Origin of the sequence: Pararobbsia alpina (genome assembly GCF_965118125.1) — a bacterium.
In the GTDB taxonomy this organism is placed as follows: domain Bacteria; phylum Pseudomonadota; class Gammaproteobacteria; order Burkholderiales; family Burkholderiaceae; genus Pararobbsia; species Pararobbsia alpina_A.
Genome location: NZ_OZ221287.1, coordinates 759,091 through 775,406 on the forward strand (window position 1 = coordinate 759,091; position 16,316 = coordinate 775,406).

At 63.0% G+C, this 16,316-nt stretch carries 13 protein-coding genes and 1 pseudogene; 4 read left to right on the forward strand and 10 right to left on the reverse strand.

Annotation, left to right across the window (positions count from 1 at the left end; genetic code table 11):
- Positions 1 to 65: 65 nt before the first annotated feature.
- The 8 genes and pseudogenes from ptsN to ACMFWR_RS03235 form a co-directional block, all read right to left on the reverse strand.
- Complete coding sequence (gene ptsN, locus ACMFWR_RS03200; protein ID WP_413193591.1) at positions 66 to 521, reverse strand: PTS IIA-like nitrogen regulatory protein PtsN; 456 nt, start codon at positions 519 to 521, stop codon at positions 66 to 68.
- Between the two features lie 368 nt (positions 522 to 889).
- Positions 890 to 1,261 (reverse strand): ribosome hibernation-promoting factor, HPF/YfiA family, encoded by a 372-nt coding sequence (gene hpf / locus ACMFWR_RS03205; RefSeq protein ID WP_413193592.1) that lies wholly within the window; start codon positions 1,259 to 1,261, stop codon positions 890 to 892.
- A gap of 235 nt (positions 1,262 to 1,496) precedes the next feature.
- Positions 1,497 to 3,002: an RNA polymerase factor sigma-54 gene (locus ACMFWR_RS03210; protein ID WP_413193593.1), complete on the reverse strand. Its 1,506-nt coding sequence runs from the start codon at positions 3,000 to 3,002 to the stop codon at positions 1,497 to 1,499.
- Positions 3,003 to 3,444: 442 nt separating this feature from the next.
- Complete coding sequence (gene lptB / locus ACMFWR_RS03215; RefSeq protein WP_413193594.1) at positions 3,445 to 4,227, reverse strand: LPS export ABC transporter ATP-binding protein; 783 nt, start codon at positions 4,225 to 4,227, stop codon at positions 3,445 to 3,447.
- A gap of 146 nt (positions 4,228 to 4,373) precedes the next feature.
- Positions 4,374 to 4,988 (reverse strand): annotated as a pseudogene (lptA, locus tag ACMFWR_RS03220) (lipopolysaccharide transport periplasmic protein LptA); the annotation flags it as partial.
- A 71-nt stretch (positions 4,989 to 5,059) separates the two neighbouring features.
- Positions 5,060 to 5,650 (reverse strand): LPS export ABC transporter periplasmic protein LptC, encoded by a 591-nt coding sequence (lptC, locus tag ACMFWR_RS03225; RefSeq protein WP_413193595.1) that lies wholly within the window; start codon positions 5,648 to 5,650, stop codon positions 5,060 to 5,062.
- Positions 5,651 to 5,664: 14 nt separating this feature from the next.
- Positions 5,665 to 6,153, reverse strand: a complete 489-nt coding sequence (locus ACMFWR_RS03230) for a KdsC family phosphatase (protein WP_413194762.1) — start codon at positions 6,151 to 6,153, stop codon at positions 5,665 to 5,667.
- A gap of 89 nt (positions 6,154 to 6,242) precedes the next feature.
- Positions 6,243 to 7,229, reverse strand: a complete 987-nt coding sequence (locus ACMFWR_RS03235; protein WP_413193596.1) for a KpsF/GutQ family sugar-phosphate isomerase — start codon at positions 7,227 to 7,229, stop codon at positions 6,243 to 6,245.
- 80 nt (positions 7,230 to 7,309) lie between these two features.
- Here ACMFWR_RS03235 and ACMFWR_RS03240 point away from each other — a divergent pair, with 80 nt between their 5' ends.
- From ACMFWR_RS03240 to purU, 4 genes are all read left to right on the forward strand, one after another.
- Positions 7,310 to 9,313, forward strand: a complete 2,004-nt coding sequence (locus tag ACMFWR_RS03240; RefSeq protein ID WP_413193597.1) for a cation:proton antiporter — start codon at positions 7,310 to 7,312, stop codon at positions 9,311 to 9,313.
- A 23-nt stretch (positions 9,314 to 9,336) separates the two neighbouring features.
- The gene (locus ACMFWR_RS03245) at positions 9,337 to 9,972 is read left to right on the forward strand and encodes an adenine phosphoribosyltransferase (RefSeq protein WP_413193598.1); all 636 of its coding nucleotides are present in this window, start codon (positions 9,337 to 9,339) and stop codon (positions 9,970 to 9,972) included.
- The gene (locus tag ACMFWR_RS03250) at positions 9,972 to 10,997 is read left to right on the forward strand and encodes a DUF4743 domain-containing protein (protein ID WP_413193599.1); all 1,026 of its coding nucleotides are present in this window, start codon (positions 9,972 to 9,974) and stop codon (positions 10,995 to 10,997) included. The genes ACMFWR_RS03245 and ACMFWR_RS03250 overlap by 1 nt, the downstream gene beginning before the upstream one ends.
- Before the next feature lie 112 nt (positions 10,998 to 11,109).
- Positions 11,110 to 11,985 carry a formyltetrahydrofolate deformylase gene (purU, locus tag ACMFWR_RS03255; protein ID WP_413193600.1) on the forward strand — a complete coding sequence of 292 codons (876 nt, stop codon included), beginning with the start codon at positions 11,110 to 11,112 and terminating at the stop codon, positions 11,983 to 11,985.
- A gap of 64 nt (positions 11,986 to 12,049) precedes the next feature.
- Here the strand turns inward: purU and ACMFWR_RS03260 are convergent, their stop codons facing one another.
- Entirely contained in the window at positions 12,050 to 13,120 is a 1,071-nt protein-coding gene (locus tag ACMFWR_RS03260) for an AI-2E family transporter (RefSeq protein ID WP_413194763.1), read from the reverse strand.
- Between the two features lie 271 nt (positions 13,121 to 13,391).
- Complete coding sequence (uvrA, locus tag ACMFWR_RS03265; protein WP_413193601.1) at positions 13,392 to 16,277, reverse strand: excinuclease ABC subunit UvrA; 2,886 nt, start codon at positions 16,275 to 16,277, stop codon at positions 13,392 to 13,394.
- Positions 16,278 to 16,316: the final 39 nt, after the last annotated feature.

Here is a 16,316-nt window from a genome sequence, read left to right on the forward strand (position 1 = left end):
CTGGCGCCCGGACACCCCGAGTACGGCCGGTTCGGTGAATTCGAGCCAGTGTGTACGTCGGTCTATCAAGGCTGCCACTCGGTAATCAGCTGATGGACAGCCGCCCGATCAGGCTCCGAAGTCAATCGCGACCGCGCGTCGCGGTCCGACAGCAATTGCGCGATTTCCGACAATATTTCCAGATGTTGCTGGGTCGCCTGCTCGGGCACGAGCAGGAAGATCAACAAGCCGACCGGCTGGCCATCCGGCGATTCGAATGCGATCGGCTCGGCCAGGCGCACAAACGCCGCGAGCGGCTGCTTGAGCCCCTTGATCCGGCCGTGCGGAATGGCAACGCCTTCGCCGAGCCCTGTCGAGCCGAGGCGCTCCCGTGCGAACAGGTTGTCGGTCACGATACTGCGTGCGATACCGTGCTGGTTCTCAAAAATGAGACCGGCCTGTTCGAATACACGCTTTTTGCTTGTAACGGCAAGCCCGAGAACGACGTTTTCGAGCGGTAAGAGTTTGGCTAGACGATTCATATTGGCAGGCGGATCGCGCCCTCGCGGCGCGTCCGGCACGACATTTCGAGCTTCAAACCCTGCGAGGGTTCAACAGCATGTCGGGTCGTGTCGCGTATTCCGGCTCTATGGGTCCCCGTAAAGAGTCGGCACATTATAGATCAGCCAATCAGGCGATGGTGCGCCGCAGAACCCCTGTGCTGCCGGACGTTGCAGCGCGCGGAATACGCGAGCATCAAAAACGACTTCGCCCCGCAAGGCGGGGCGATTTCATGAAGCGTCGGCGTGACGATGTTCTGCGGTGGTACCTTCAAACAGCGTCCCGGATCAACGCGTTGTTTTGAGCTTGAAGCACAACGTCCGCGCCGTGCGTGACGTGTGCATCGCGCCTATAGCGCAGCAGGCTGTTCGTTGATCGACGGCGACAGCGTGTCGCCCTGATGCTTGATGGCGTGATGCGCGTAGCCCTGCAGCTTGTCCTTGTAACGCAGGACCTGACGGTCCAGTTTGTCGATGAGCAGATCAATGGCAGCGTACATATCCTCGTCACATGTTTCCACGAAGATGTCCTTGCCTTTGAGGTGGAGATTGATTTCTGCCTTCTGGCGTTTGTCCTTTTCCCTATGATTGTCGACGGTCAGTAGCACCGCGGCCTCTATCACTTGGTCAAAGTGACGTAGCACGCGATCCAGCTTGGTGGTCACGTATTCGCGCAAGGCGGGCGTGACTTCGAGATGGTGTCCACTGATCTTCAAGTTCATAGTGCTCTCCGTACAGAAAGCCGCTTACGCGTACTTCCGTACGACCACAGCGTCGGTCGGCTTGAGCCAGCCGCGCAGCCATGTCCGTGCACGGATGCGCGGAGAACGTCCGGTGAGAGATGCCGTGCGAGCCTTGCTTGCATGGAAACCCCGTCGAGGCGCGCTCTTCGTCGGCCGGCCTGGATCGCGCGATGCGTTCGCGGCCGGGAAATGCCCACAACGGTATGTCGCAGGCCTAAAGGGACTTGCGCAGGTTGACGGCTGGGATCTTCAGGGCTTCTCGATATTTGGCCACGGTGCGGCGGGCGACCACGAAACCCTGTTCAGCCAGCAGTTCAGCGATGCGGCTGTCTGAAAGAGGTGTCTTCGGTTCTTCGGCTCCTATCAGTTGCTTGATGAGGGCGCGGATCGCCGTCGAGGATGCTGCCCCGCCGGTGTCGGTCGACACGTGCGAACCAAAGAAGTACTTGAATTCGAGCGTCCCGAAGGGCGTCAGCATGTACTTGCCGGTCGTTACGCGGGAAACCGTTGATTCGTGTAGCCCCAGCGTATCAGCAATCTCACGCAAGACCAAGGGGCGCATGGCGATTTCGCCGTGAACAAAAAAATTCTTCTGCCGATCGACGATCGCCTGCGCAACTCTCAATATCGTTTCGAAGCGTTGCTGGATGTTTTTTATCAGCCAGCGGGCTTCCTGGAGTTGCTGGCGCAATGAGCCACTGCCCGGATCGCCGCGATTGTTGCGCAGGATGTTGGCATACAGGTGATTGATGCGCAGCCTCGGCACGATGTCCGAGTTGAGGTCGGCGATCCAGCCGTCCTTGGTCTTGCGCACGATCACGTCGGGCACCACATAGTCGGCTTCAGCCTTGCCGTACGCCGCGCCCGGGAAGGGCTCGAGCGAGCGGATCAGCGTGTGGGCGTCGCGCAGGTCGTCGTCGCCGACCTTGAGCTGCTTGCGCAGGCGCGTGAAGTCGCGCGCCGCAAGCAGTTCGAGATGCTGCGACACGATATCGATCGCCAGTTCGCGGATCGACGAGTCGTCCATGCGCAGCAACTGGATCTTCAGACATTCCGACGCCGAGCGCGCGCCGACTCCCGGCGGATCGAAACTCTGAAGCAGCGCCAGCGCGGCGCCCGCTTCGTCGGTATCGATCTCGAGTTCTTCGGGCAGGTCCGCAACGACCTCGTCGAGCGACATCGACAGATAGCCATCGTCGTCGAGCGATTCGATCAGGAAGGTCACGAGCGCACGGTCACGCGGGCTGGCGCTCGTCAGGCGCAGCTGGACGCTCAGGTGATCGCGCAGGCTGGTGCCGGACTCCTGAAGCTGCATCGGAGGCAAATCGTCGTCGTCGGCCGCACTGCCCGGGCGTGAATAGTCGTCCAGGCTCCAGGGCGAGTCACTGTCTCCCGAACCATTGCTGAAATCGTCGAGCCCGTTTCGCTCGTGCGTTTCTTCGCTTTCGCCGTTGCCGCCGGAAGGGATCGAACTGGTCGGGGCCTCGGGGGCCGTCGGCGGCGCGCTTTGCTGCGACGCGAGCACCGAACCATCGGCCGCCACGCGCAGCGGGCTGCTCAGCCAGTCCTCGTCGTTCTCGAGCAGCGGGTTCTGCTGGACCGCGGTCGCCACCTCCTGCTGGAGTTCGAGCGTCGACAATTGCAGCAGCCGGATGGACTGCTGCAATTGCGGGGTCAAGGCCAGATGCTGCGAGAGACGAAGTTGGAGGCTCGCTTTCATGTCGGGTGCGGGTCCGTCAGTAAGCGCGTCGGCATTCGGTCGGGCCGGTGCCTGCGATGACGGTCGTATTCATTGTAGAGAGTTTGCCGCGCAGCGGGAACCTCGGAAATTTGCCGGGGAAACGGCGCTTGACGCGGCAATTGCGAGGCACTAAGCATGTGCACCCGCGGCATTCGGTATGACGATTCCCGATCATTCCCGTGCGCATCGATGACAGGTGGGCCTGCGCGCACGTAGACGATGCCGCGAGGCCGATCCGGGCGCTGTGCGGCTGACGAACGCGTCGCCCCGGGTCGGGGGCGGCGTGTCTGTGTATCGGGGAGGAGAACTCACGCAACGCAACCGGGCTTCGGCAGCGCACGGGCGAGACGTTTAAAGCATGGCAGCGCAGGCTATGCCGGAGCGTGACTTCCGGGAGTGGCCCGCGCCAGGGAGACGCGTATCACATCCGGAAGTGCTCGCCGAGATAGACCCGACGTACGCGTTCGTTTTCGATAATGTCCTTCGGTGCGCCGGCGGCAAGCACGCTGCCATCGCTGATGATGTACGCGTGATCGCAGATACCGAGCGTTTCGCGCACGTTATGGTCGGTGATCAGCACGCCGATATTGCGCTCCTTGAGGAAGCGCACGATCTTCTGGATTTCGAGCACGGCGATCGGATCGACGCCGGCGAACGGTTCATCGAGCAGGATGAAGCTCGGATTGGTCGCCAGGGCCCGTGCGATTTCAACGCGGCGGCGTTCGCCTCCCGACAGCGACAACGCAGCGTTGTCGCGCAGGTGCGTGATCTGAAGCTCTTCCATGAGCGCTTCGGCTCGCGATGCGACGGCGTCTTGGGTCAGCGGCTTGTTGTTCGCATCGACCTGCAGCTCGAGCACCGCGCGAATGTTCTGCTCGGCGGTGAGCTTGCGAAACACCGACGCTTCCTGCGGCAGATACGACAGGCCGAGGCGAGCGCGTTCGTGGATCGGCTTCTTGCTGATCGAGTGACCGTTGAGCACGATGTCGCCACGATCCAGCGCGACCAGCCCGACGATCATGTAGAACGACGTCGTCTTGCCGGCGCCGTTCGGGCCGAGCAGTCCGACGACCTCACCGCTCTTGACGTCGATCGACACATCCTTGACCACCGTTCGCGCGCCGTAGCGCTTCTGAAGATTGCGAACGTTAAGCGTACTCGTCGAGCCGGCCGCCGGTTGTTGGGGAAGGGCAGGCGCGTTCAATTCTTGTCTGTCCCCTGCATCTTCGCGGCCGGTGCGGCCGTGGTGTTGCCGTTGCTATTACTGTTGCTACTACCGCTGCTGTTGCCGCCGTTGCCGCTGCTGTTGCTATTGGTGCTGCTGCCGCCTGTCGACGCGCCGCTTGCCGCATTCGGCGAGGCCGGTGCGCTTGTGCCTGCGGGCGCCGACGCGCCGTTGTTGACCGCCGGGGCGAGCATGGCGCGCACGCGACCGCTGCCCGAACTCGATCCGCTGTTCGAACTCGCCGTATAAAAGTCCTTCTGGCCGTCGTAAGTGATGACGTTGCCGCTGACGGTGTCGATGACCTTCGACAGCCCTTGCAGGCGGCGCACGACGGCGCGGCCCGTGAGGGTCGTGAAGTCGCGCTTGCCGTCGTATTCGAGCTTGTCGGCGTTGCCTTCGATATATTCGTCGAGCCCGTCGCGCTTCTGACGGAAGTACGCAAGGTTGCCCGAGTCCATCGTCGCCACGGCGTATTGATAGCCTTGCGGGTCTTGCGTGACAACAGCGCGATCGGCCTTGATCAGGATCGTGCCCTTGGTCAGCACCACATGACCCGTGAAGACGTTGACCTGCTTGAGGTCGTCATACGTCATGTTGTCGGCTTCGATATTGACCGGCTTGTCGCGGTCCGCGCGTTCGGCGTGCGCGGCAGTGCCCGGCAGCACCGTGGCCAGCAGCAGCGCAAGCGCGGCGAGCAGTCGCTGCGGCGAGGCCGAGCGGCGGGCGAGCGGAAAGGTCATGGAGCGCGTCAAATTATTCTGTTCGGTGAAGATTCGGTTGCTGAGGGCGCGCGTGGAAGGAGTCGCCCCGGTCATTTCGAGCTTCCCGGCAAGGTTTCGGACGCGGCGATCTGGCCGCGGACCTGGCCGAGCAGCCTCATTTCGCGCGTGACATTGTTGTAAATCATGCCGTTTGCGGTCGTGAGAGACTGACCGCGCACAAGTTTAACCGGCTTTTCAGTTTCCACGATGTCGTCGTTCACGAGCACGTGGAAATGCTCGGAATACGCTGCCATGGCCGGATCGCCCGCGCCCGGGTCGCGCAGCACCTTGGCGTTGCCGTAGAGATCGACGATGGAACCGTCGCCCTTGATGACCCCGGTGTCGCCGTACGACGTCACATCAGGCTTGCCCGGCGTGAAGCTCCGGATCGACGGCAGCACCGCATCGATATTGTCGTCATCCTCGTAGTGCGTCATCTTCGTCGCGTTGATCCGGTATTGCGTCTGACCGGTCTCGTCGAGCGTCGTGATCGAGAAATGATCGGCGAAGTAGTCGGGGGTGTGCGTCTTCGGCCGCGCGGCCTGATGCGCGAGCGAAGGCAAATTGGCCTGCAGCAGCCAATAGGTGCCGCCCGCGATCGCAGCCATCGCGAGCACAGGCAACCACTGCAGAAGGTTCATCCGCCGCACCATCGTCATGCTCCGCAGGCTTGTTCGAGCAGCGCGTCATAGTAACCGCGCGCGCGCAGGATCAGATCGCAGACCTCGCGAACGGCGCCACGTCCGCCGCGCGCCTGCGTGACATAGTGCGCGCGACGCACGAGCTCGATATGCGCATTGGCCGGCACGGCCGCGAAGCCTGCCTTGAGCATGACGGCGAGATCGGGCCAGTCGTCGCCCATATAGCCCGCGTCCTGCGCGCTCACGCCGGTCTTCGACAGCAGTTCGGCGAACGCGACGGTCTTGTCGTGCACGCCCTGATACACATGATCGATCGCCAGTTCGCGCGCACGCGACGCGACGATCTTCGAGCTGCGACCCGTGATGATGGCGGTTTGCACGCCGGCGCTGCGCAGCATCTTGACGCCATGGCCGTCGAGCGTGTCGAAGGTCTTGAGCACTTCGCCGTCCGGGCCGTAGTACAGGCGGCCGTCGGTCAGCACCCCGTCGACATCGAACACCATGAGCTGGACCTGCGCGGCGAGCGCAGTGATCCGGGCGAGATCGCCGCCGGGCGCGTCATTGGCACCAACTTGTTGAATAGGGTCGACCATCACATTACCTTGGCTTCGAGCAGGTCGATCGTATTGAGCGCGCCCATAAGCTTGCCGCTGCTCTCGTCGACGACGAGCACCTGATTGATCCGGTGGCGCTCCATGAGTTCCACGGCCGCAACGGCCAGATGGTCGGGACCGATCGTACGCGGACGCGATGTCATGACTTCCCGGATCGGGAGGTGCCGGAAATCGCCGTCACGGGCGAGCACACGCCGCAAGTCGCCGTCGGTGAAGATGCCGGCCACATGGAACGCGCCATCGACGATCGCCGTCATACCCATGCGCTTGTCGGTGATCTCGAGCAGCGCCTGTGCGACGGTCGCATCGAGACCGACATGCGGGATCTGGTCGCCGGTGCGCATGACGTCGCGCACGTAGGTCAGCAGGCGCCGGCCGAGCGCGCCGCCCGGATGCGAGCGCGCGAAGTCTTCCGAAGTGAACCCGCGCGCGTCGAGCACGGCCATCGCGAGTGCGTCGCCGAAGGCCAGCGCCGCCGTGGTGCTCGCGGTCGGTGCGAGGTTGTTGGGGCACGCTTCCTTGTCGACGCCGGCATTCAAATGGATGCTGGCGATTTTTGCGAGACTCGACCCGCTGTTGCCCGTGATGGCGATGAGCTGCGAGCCCGTGCGCTTGACCAGCGGCACGATGTTAAGCAGCTCCTCCGTTTCGCCCGAATTCGACAGCGCGATGAACACGTCGTCGGCGGTGACCATGCCGAGATCGCCATGGCTGGCCTCGGCGGGATGCACAAAAAAAGCCGGGGTGCCGGTGCTTGCGAACGTCGCTGCGATCTTGCGCGCGACGTGACCTGATTTTCCGATCCCCGAAACGACCACGCGGCCTTTACATTCGAGCAGGACCTGGACCGCGTGGGCGAAGGCGTCGTCGAGCCGGTCTATCAGCGAACGCACCGCGTCCGCTTCGATCTCGAGCACCTCGCGAGCGAGCTCCAGGGCCCGATTTCCATTGATTTTCGCTATCATGCGCGGAGTATAACAAAGCCCTCTGAGCCAAGCGGCGCAAGCTGTCGCGGCCTATCGACGTACTTGGAGAAGCAGTCCGGATGACTTCACCGCTGGAATTGACGCTCGTGCTGTTGGCTGCCGCGGTGGTGGGGGTCGTTGCGTTTCGCAGCCTGAATCTGCCGCCGATTCTCGGCTATCTCGTCGTCGGCATCCTGATCGGGCCGCACGCGCTGGGGGTTGCCAGCGACGCGCCGCGTGTCCAGTATCTCGCCGAGTTCGGCGTCGTGTTCCTGATGTTCTCGATCGGGCTCGAGTTTTCGTTCGCGAAGCTCCGGGCCATGCGTCGCATCGTATTCGGTCTGGGCTTGTCGCAGGTCGTGCTGACCATCTTGTTGTCGATGGCCGGCGGCTTCGTCGTGAACTTCTTTTTCCGGTTCGGCTGGGAGGCCAGTCTGGCGCTCGGCGGCGCGATGGCGATGTCGTCGACGGCGATCGTGACCAAGTTGCTGGCCGAACGGCTCGAGCTCGAGTCGGCACACGGTCGCAATATCATCGGCGTGCTGCTGTTCCAGGATCTCGCCGTGGTGCCGTTGCTGATCGTGCTCGAAGCGCTGGGCAACGATCCGACGCAGCTCGCGAAGGCGCTGATGTTCGCGGCCGTCAAGATCGTCGGCGCCCTCGCGCTACTGCTGTGGGTTGGTCAACGGGTGATGACCCCGTGGTTCAACGTCGTGGTCCGCCGGCGCTCGCAAGAACTGTTCATGCTGAACCTGCTGCTCGTCACGCTCGGCATCGCATTCGTGACCGAGGTGCTGGGTCTGTCGATGGCGCTGGGCGCGTTTATCGCGGGGATCCTGATCGCCGAGACGCCGTACCGGCATCAGGTGGAAGAAGACATCAAGCCGTTTCGCGACGTGCTGCTCGGCCTGTTCTTCATCACGACCGGCATGTTGCTGAACCCGTCGATCCTGGTCGCGCACCCCGTGCTCGTCCTCGTGTTCTTCATCGTGCCGACGCTGACCAAGGCAGTGCTGATCACGGCGCTCGCGCGGCTGTTCGGTGCCACCTCGGGCGAAGCAATGCGCACGGGTATCGGGCTCGCCCAGGCCGGTGAATTCGGCTTCGTCATGCTCAATGTGATTTCGGGCAACAAGCTCGTGCCGCCCGAGCTGCTCAACGAAGTCCTCGCCGCGATGCTGCTGTCGATGCTGGCCGCGCCGTTCATGATTCAGAATGCCGACCGGATCGTGATGCGGCTGTCGTCGACCGAATGGATGAGACAATCGCTCCAGATGACGCGGATCGCGACGCAGACGATCAAGACGAGCGGGCATGTCATTATTTGCGGATACGGCCGTTGCGGGCAGAATCTGGCGCGCATGCTCGAACAGGAAGGGCTCAGCTACGTCGCGCTCGACCTCGACCCTGACCGGGTCAGCGCCGCGGCGTCGGCGGGCGAGTCGGTCGTGTTCGGCGATGCCGCGCGCCGCGAGTCGCTGCTGGCGGCGGGGTTGCATCGCGCGGCGGCGGTGGCGATCACCTACGCCGAGACACCTTCCGCGCTCAAGGTATTGCATCACGTGCATGAGCTTGAGCCTGCGTTGCCCGTGATCGTGCGCACCGTCGACGACGCGGAGATGGAAAAGCTCGTCGCGGCGGGGGCGACCGAAGTGATCCCCGAGATCGTGGAGGGTAGCCTGATGCTCGCATCGCATACACTCGTGCTCGTCGGCGTGCCGATGCGCAGGGTCGTGCGGCGAGTCGAGGAAATGCGCGACGCGCGGTATAGCCTGCTGCGCGGCTATTTCCACGGCGCCGACGACGAGGAGGACGACTACGAACGCGAAGGCGTACGCCTGCAGCCGGTCTCGCTACCCGCGAGTGCCGATGCAGTCGGGCGCACGCTTGGCGACTTGTCGCTCGACGAACTCGGGGTCAACGTCACCGCGATCCGCCGGCATGGCATCCGCGGCGTTGAACCCGATCCGAGCACCCGGCTGCGCGCGGACGACATTCTCGTGCTGCGCGGCCTGCCTGACGCCCTGGCGAAGGCTGAACAACGTTTGACGGTAATTCGGCGTTCCCATCCGAGCACCGTCTGATCTTTCAAAAATCTGGAGTCACCATGTCGGAATCGCCGACTCAAGGCGGGTCTTCGAACGGCCCTGTCACCCAAAACGAGACGCAGGGCGCCGGCGCGCGACCTGCCGCGCTCGCGCCGCGTGAGGCGAGCGCCTATGTGCGCAGCCTCGTGCGCACCGTGCCGGACTGGCCGGAGCCGGGCGTGCAATTCCGCGATATCACGCCGGTTTTCAAGAACCCGAAAGGCCTGCGCACGCTTGTCGATGTGCTCGTCGACCGGTACTTCGACGCGAAGCTGAACTACGTCGCCGGGCTCGACGCCCGCGGCTTCATGATCGGGCCGATCGTCGCGTACGAACTGAATATCGGCTTTGTGCCCGTTCGCAAGGCCGGCAAACTGCCGTGGAAGACCGTGCGCGAGTCGTATCAACTTGAATATGGCAGCGCGACCGTCGAGATCCACGCCGATGCGTGCAACCCCGGCGATCGCGTCGTGCTGATCGACGATCTGATCGCCACCGGCGGCACGATGCTCGCGGGCAAGAACCTGCTCGAGAAGCTCGGTGCGACTGTCATTGAAGCCGCCGCGCTGATCGACCTGCCCGATCTCGGTGGTTCGGAGCGCTTGCGCGCCGCGGGCTTGCCGGTGTTCTCGATCTGCGAATTCGCGGGGGAGTGATGGCAGGTCAGCGGTCCGACGCAGAGCAGGCGACTCAAAACTTGACGGCCGCGGTGGGTGTGGAGCAGCGGCTTGCCGTGTCACACGGCCCGTTTCCGTGCATCCGTGCGGCGCGGCGCTTCGATGCGTCGCGTCACGTCGTGTTCGATATCGCGGGTATCCGGGTGGGCTGGATTCGCCGCAGCGACCTCGCGCGCCTCGATGTGTGGCGGCACGTGTTCGATATCGACGACGCGCGCGTCGCGCTGCGGGCGGAGTTCGACACCGTCGACGCGCGCACGCGCGTGCTTGGAGAGGTCATCGGCGCGCTTGCAGCCGAGGGCTGCATTCCCGGGTGGCGCGATGAAACGTATGCGATCCGCAATCACTTCGATGATGCGCCGCTCGCGTATATCGAACGCGCGGCTTCGCGGTTCTTCGGTACGCAGACGTTTGCCGTGCATCTGAATGGCGTGGTGTTCGGTCGGGCCGGCACGTCGGAAGGCGATGTCATCGGCGTCAGCGACGTCATCGGGGCGGGCGATGCGCTCCGTAGCGCAGGTGGCCAGCTTTCCGACGCCGCGCGCGAAACCACGCGCATGTGGATTGCGCGCCGCAGCCTTCAAAAGGCCACCGATCCGGGCATGCTCGACAATCTCGTCGGCGGCGGGATCGGCTGGGGCTACGGCATCGAGGAAACGCTGATCAAGGAATGCTGGGAGGAGTCCGGCATCCCCGATTCGCTCGCGCGACGCGCGGTGCGAGGCGGCACGATCCACGTGCTCCAGGAAATCGAAGAAGGCACGCAGGCCGAGCAGCTGTTTATTTTCGACCTCGATGTCGGGGCGGATTTCGAGCCGCAAAATCAGGACGGCGAAGTCGCCGATCATCGTCTTGCGGCGATCGACGATGTCCTGCAATGGATTCAGCAAGGCCGCATGACGGTCGACGCGAGCCTTGCCGCGCTCGACTGGATGTCGCGCCACGGGGCGCTTGGTGAGGTCGCACGCGCCGAACTTGCTGCGCTTTCGAACGCCCCGGTATAGCAACGAACCCGGCGCAACGACACGATCGCAACATGACGAACGCAATAGCCCGGTCTCAAGAACAACATCCAAGAGCAACGCCGTAAGAACAACGCCGTAAGGACACCATCGCATGACCATGACTGAACACAGCTTTATTCTCACGCTCTCATGCGCCGACCGGCCCGGGATTGTCCACGCGGTGTCGGGCTTTTTGTTCGAACGTGGCGCCAACATTCTTGACTCGGCGCAATTCGGAGACCGCTATACGGGCGAGTTCTTCATGCGCGTGCACTTTCAGCAGATCGGTGGCGATCCGGGCGAAGACAAGCTCCGTGGCGATTTCGGCGCGCTCGCCGACACATTCGGCATGCGCTGGCAATTGCATGACGCCAACGTCAAGCCACGCGTGCTGATCATGGTGTCGAAGATCGGTCACTGCCTCAACGACTTGCTGTTCCGCCACCGCACGGATCAGTTGCCGATCGAGATTGCCGCGATCGTGTCGAACCACAAGGATTTTTATCAGCTCGCCGCGAGCTACAACATCCCGTTCCATCATTTCCCGCTGGCCGCAGGGGCGGGGGATGCAGCGAAGGCCGCGCAGGAAGCCAAGATCATTGAGATCATCGACGCCGAGAATATCGATCTCGTCGTGCTTGCGCGCTATATGCAAATCCTGTCGCCTGCGCTGTGCCGGAAGCTAGAGGGCCGCGCGATCAATATTCACCATTCGTTCCTGCCGAGCTTCAAGGGCGCGAAGCCGTATTACCAGGCGTTCGATCGTGGCGTGAAGCTGATTGGCGCGACGGCGCACTATGTGACGGGCGATCTCGACGAAGGTCCGATCATCGAGCAGGAAGTCGAGCGCGTGGATCACGGCATGGACCCGGATCAGCTGACGGCCATCGGCCGCGATGTCGAATGCGTGACGCTTGCGCGCGCGGTCAAATGGCACGTCGAGCACCGGATCGTGCTCAACGGTCACAAGACGGTGGTGTTCAAGTAACGGTGGTTTGCACCCGGGCCGAAGGCGACCGCGTTTCAGCGGATCGCCGGCCCGGAAGCCTGCGTTAAACCAGCCGCGCGACGATCAGCTCGCGCTTGATATACGCATAGAAAATCGGCGCCGCTACGACGCCCGGCAGTCCGAACGTCGCCTCCATCACGAGCATTGCCAGCAACAGTTCCCACGCACGCGCCTCGATCTCGCCGCCGATAATGCGCGCGTTCAGGAAATATTCGAGCTTGTGAATCGCCACGAGAAACACAAACGATGCGATCGCAACCGGCAGTCCGACCGACAGCGAAATAATCAGGATCGCCGTATTCGAAATCAGATTGCCGATTACCGGCAACAGGCCCGCGATAAACGCAAGCAACACCAGCGTTTTCGACAGCGGCAAATACGAGTGGAAAATCGGCAATGCGACGAGCAAATAAATTGCCGTGAACACCGCATTGATAAACGAGATTTTGACCTGCGCGAACACGATGCGGCGAAACGCGTCGGAGAGCCGTGAGGCTCTCGTCGTGAGCGCGGCCGTCAGCGGAAGCTTGTCCCGCCGGCATGATGCGACGCTGATGGCGATCATCGCGCCGAGAATCATGCCGATCACGATATGCGTGAACGTGCGCGCGACGCTGATCCCGCCCTGCTGGAGATCGACCATATGCGAACGGCCGAATTCGATCACTTTGTCGCGCATGTCGGCGTTGTCGGCCGGCACGTAAATCTGCGCCCACTCGGGTAGCCGTGCACGTGCGCCGTCGAGAATGCTGCCGAGTTGCTGGACCAGCACCTGCGCATGCGGCAATGCGTGCTCGACGTGCTCGATCATGCCGAGAATGGCGATCGTGAGCAGCCCGATAATCCCGGCCGAGAGTAATACGACGGAAATCCAGATCGAGCGTTTGCTCGACAGCCGCCGTTCGAGCAGCGGCTTGGTGAGCTGGATTAACTGGAACACCAGCAGCGCCGAGAGCACGCCGGATAGCAGATGCAGCACCATGATCGCGACGAGCGCGATGCCGGCGAGCAGGAAGCTCGCGATTTCCACTTTGGTGTAATCCGCCTGCTCGCGGACGATCGACCTGAGCTGGCGCGCGTTCATTCGCCTTTCGGGAGACGGGCCGGGGCGCACGATGTCCGCCCCGGGGTCACCTTCCTGAGACGCGGGGCGTTCCTGCCTGTCTCTGCGGGCATCCTGCGCCTGACGTGACATCGCGTAGTCTCCGTGGGTGCCGCCGGGGCACCCGGTTCATTCCAATCGTACCTGCGGGCAACCTCGCCCGCGCCTTGCCTGAAGCGCCTTCCCTTGTCGGGAAGGTGCTTGTGTTGCTGTTTTTATTGCGCAGCAATTGCCGGACCCCCCGTTTTGGTCCGTCAATGCCGGTCGTCGCCGGCCGTCCTGCCTACGCGTCGTCGCTCGTCACGGGCGCGCCGCGCTTGAGCAACGGTGCGAGATACCGCCCGGTAAAACTTGCCTTGGCCTTCGCGATCACCTCCGGCGTCCCCTGCGCAATGATCTGCCCGCCGCCTGCGCCCCCCTCGGGGCCCAGGTCGATGACCCAGTCGGCGGTTTTGATCACGTCCAGATTATGCTCGATGATAACGACAGTATTACCTTGATCGCGAAGCCTGTGAATGACCTCCAGCAACAGCGCGATATCGTGAAAGTGCAAACCCGTCGTCGGCTCGTCGAGGATATATAGCGTGCGACCGGTATCGCGCTTCGACAGTTCCAGCGAAAGCTTCACGCGCTGCGCTTCGCCGCCCGACAGCGTCGTCGCCGACTGGCCAAGCCGGATATACCCGAGCCCGACTTCCAGCAGCGTCTTCAGCTTGCGCGCGATCACCGGCACCGGCCGGAAAAACTCATGGGCCTGCTCGACGGTCAGGTCGAGCACCTCACTAATGTTCTTGCCCTTGTAGAGAATTTCAAGCGTCTCGCGGTTGTATCGTTTGCCGTGGCAAACATCGCAGGGCACGTAGACGTCGGGCAGAAAGTGCATTTCGACCTTGATCACGCCGTCGCCCTGGCAGGCCTCGCAGCGGCCGCCCTTGACGTTGAACGAGAAGCGCCCGGCTTCATAACCGCGTTCCTTCGCGGCCGGCACGCCCGCGTAGAGTTCGCGAATCGGCGTGAACAGACCCGTGTACGTTGCCGGATTCGAGCGCGGCGTGCGCCCGATCGGCGACTGGTCGACGTTGATGACCTTGTCGAAGTGCTCGAGACCGTCGATCGATTCGTACGGCGCCGGTTCGGTCGCCGAGCCGTACAGATGGTGTGCGACCGCGTGATAGAGCGTGTCGTTGATCAGCGTCGATTTGCCCGAGCCCGACACGCCGGTCACGCAGGTCAGCAGGCCGACCGGCAGATCGAGCGTGACGTGCTTGAGGTTGTTGCCATACGCCTCGACGATCGTGAGCCGGCGCTCGTCGGGCTCGTTACGCTTCGTCGGGCGCGGGATCGAACGCTCGCCTGACAGGTACTGGCCCGTCATCGATGCAGGGTTCTGCTTGATCTGCGTGGGCGTGCCCTCGGCGACGACGATACCGCCGTGCTCGCCCGCGCCCGGACCCATATCCACGACATGGTCCGACGCGTTGATCATGTCCTCGTCATGCTCGACCACGATGACCGAGTTGCCGAGATCGCGCAGATGCATGAGCGTCTTGATCAGCCGGTCGTTGTCGCGCTGGTGCAGGCCGATCGACGGTTCGTCGAGCACGTACATGACACCCGTGAGGCCCGAGCCGATCTGCGACGCGAGCCGGATCCGTTGCGCCTCGCCGCCCGAGAGCGTATCGGCGCTGCGATCGAGCGACAGGTAGTCGAGGCCGACGTTGTTCAGGAAGCTCAGGCGCGCCGTGATCTCCTTGACGACCTTGTCGGCGATCTCGTGCTTCGAGCCTTCGAGATGCAGCGTGAGGAAGTAGCTCAGCGCATCGCGCAGCGGCTGGTTGCTGATCGAATAGATCGGGCGCGCCTCGTCGCCTTCACCGAGCATCACATGGCGCGCTTCGCGACGCAGGCGCGTGCCTTCGCAGTCGGGGCAGGCCTGGTTGTTCTGGTACTTGGCGAGTTCCTCGCGGACCGCGGCCGAGTCCGTTTCGCGATAGCGGCGCTCGAGGTTCGGAATGATCCCTTCGAAGGCGTGGTCGCGGACCGTGGGCCGCCCGCGTTCGTTCATATAGGTGAACGGGATGGTCTGCTTGCCCGACCCGTGCAGGATCACCTGACGCGTCTCGGCCGACAGGTCCTCGAACGGCGTATCGATATCGAAATCGTAGAACGCGGCGAGGCCCTGCAGCATCTGGAAGTAAAACTGGTTGCGGCGGTCCCACCCCTTGACCGCGCCTGAGGCGAGCGACAGCGACGGGTGGGCGACGACCCGCTTCGGGTCGAAGAACGTGATCTGGCCGAGGCCGTCGCAGTGCGGGCACGCCCCCATCGGATTGTTGAACGAGAACAGGCGCGGCTCGAGTTCCTGCAGCGAATACGAGCAGATCGGACACGCGAACTTCGAGCTGAACAGGTGCTCGTGGTTCGAATCCATTTCGAGCGCAATCGCGCGTCCGTCTGCAAGGCGTAACGCCGTTTCGAACGATTCGGCGAGGCGCTGCTTCATGTCGCCGCGCACACGCAGGCGGTCGACGACGACGTCGATCGTGTGCTTGTCGGTCTTCTTGAGCTTGGGCAGCGAATCGACTTCGTAGACCTGCGCCTCGCCTTCATGCGTGGTGCCGCCGCCCGATTTGATGCGAAAACGCACGAAACCCTGCGCCTGCATCTCCTCGAACAGTTCGACATGCTCCCCTTTTCGGCCCGCGACGGCCGGCGCCAGGATCATCAGCTTCGTTTCCTCTGGCAACGCGAGCACCGCGTCGACCATCTGCGAGACGCTTTGCGCCTGCAGCGGAATATGGTGATCGGGGCAATACGGCGTGCCCACGCGTGCGTAGAGCAGGCGCAGGTAGTCGTGAATTTCGGTGACGGTGCCGACCGTCGAGCGCGGGTTGTGCGAGGTGGCCTTCTGCTCGATCGAGATCGCGGGCGAGAGCCCTTCGATGAGATCGACGTCGGGTTTTTCCATCAACTGAAGGAATTGCCGCGCATAGGCCGACAGGCTTTCGACGTACCGGCGCTGGCCTTCAGCGTAGAGCGTGTCGAACGCGAGCGACGATTTGCCCGATCCCGACAGACCGGTAATCACGACCAGCTTGTGCCGCGGCAGGTCGAGATTGACGTTTTTCAGATTGTGGGTGCGAGCGCCACGGATCCGGATCTGTTCCATGTCCTGCCGAATTTAGGGGGGGCCAAACCTGCTACTATA

Coding starts and splice junctions, on each gene's coding strand:
- ptsN (WP_413193591.1), bottom strand. CDS start 521: ATGAATCGTCTAGCCAAACTCTTACCGCTCGAAAACGTCGTTCTCGGG.
- hpf (WP_413193592.1), bottom strand. CDS start 1,261: ATGAACTTGAAGATCAGTGGACACCATCTCGAAGTCACGCCCGCCTTG.
- ACMFWR_RS03210 (WP_413193593.1), bottom strand. CDS start 3,002: ATGAAAGCGAGCCTCCAACTTCGTCTCTCGCAGCATCTGGCCTTGACC.
- lptC (WP_413193595.1), bottom strand. CDS start 5,650: ATGAACCTTCTGCAGTGGTTGCCTGTGCTCGCGATGGCTGCGATCGCG.
- ACMFWR_RS03230 (WP_413194762.1), bottom strand. CDS start 6,153: ATGGTGTTCGATGTCGACGGGGTGCTGACCGACGGCCGCCTGTACTAC.
- ACMFWR_RS03235 (WP_413193596.1), bottom strand. CDS start 7,229: ATGATAGCGAAAATCAATGGAAATCGGGCCCTGGAGCTCGCTCGCGAG.
- ACMFWR_RS03240 (WP_413193597.1), top strand. CDS start 7,310: ATGACTTCACCGCTGGAATTGACGCTCGTGCTGTTGGCTGCCGCGGTG.
- ACMFWR_RS03245 (WP_413193598.1), top strand. CDS start 9,337: ATGTCGGAATCGCCGACTCAAGGCGGGTCTTCGAACGGCCCTGTCACC.
- ACMFWR_RS03250 (WP_413193599.1), top strand. CDS start 9,972: ATGGCAGGTCAGCGGTCCGACGCAGAGCAGGCGACTCAAAACTTGACG.
- purU (WP_413193600.1), top strand. CDS start 11,110: ATGACCATGACTGAACACAGCTTTATTCTCACGCTCTCATGCGCCGAC.
- uvrA (WP_413193601.1), bottom strand. CDS start 16,277: ATGGAACAGATCCGGATCCGTGGCGCTCGCACCCACAATCTGAAAAAC.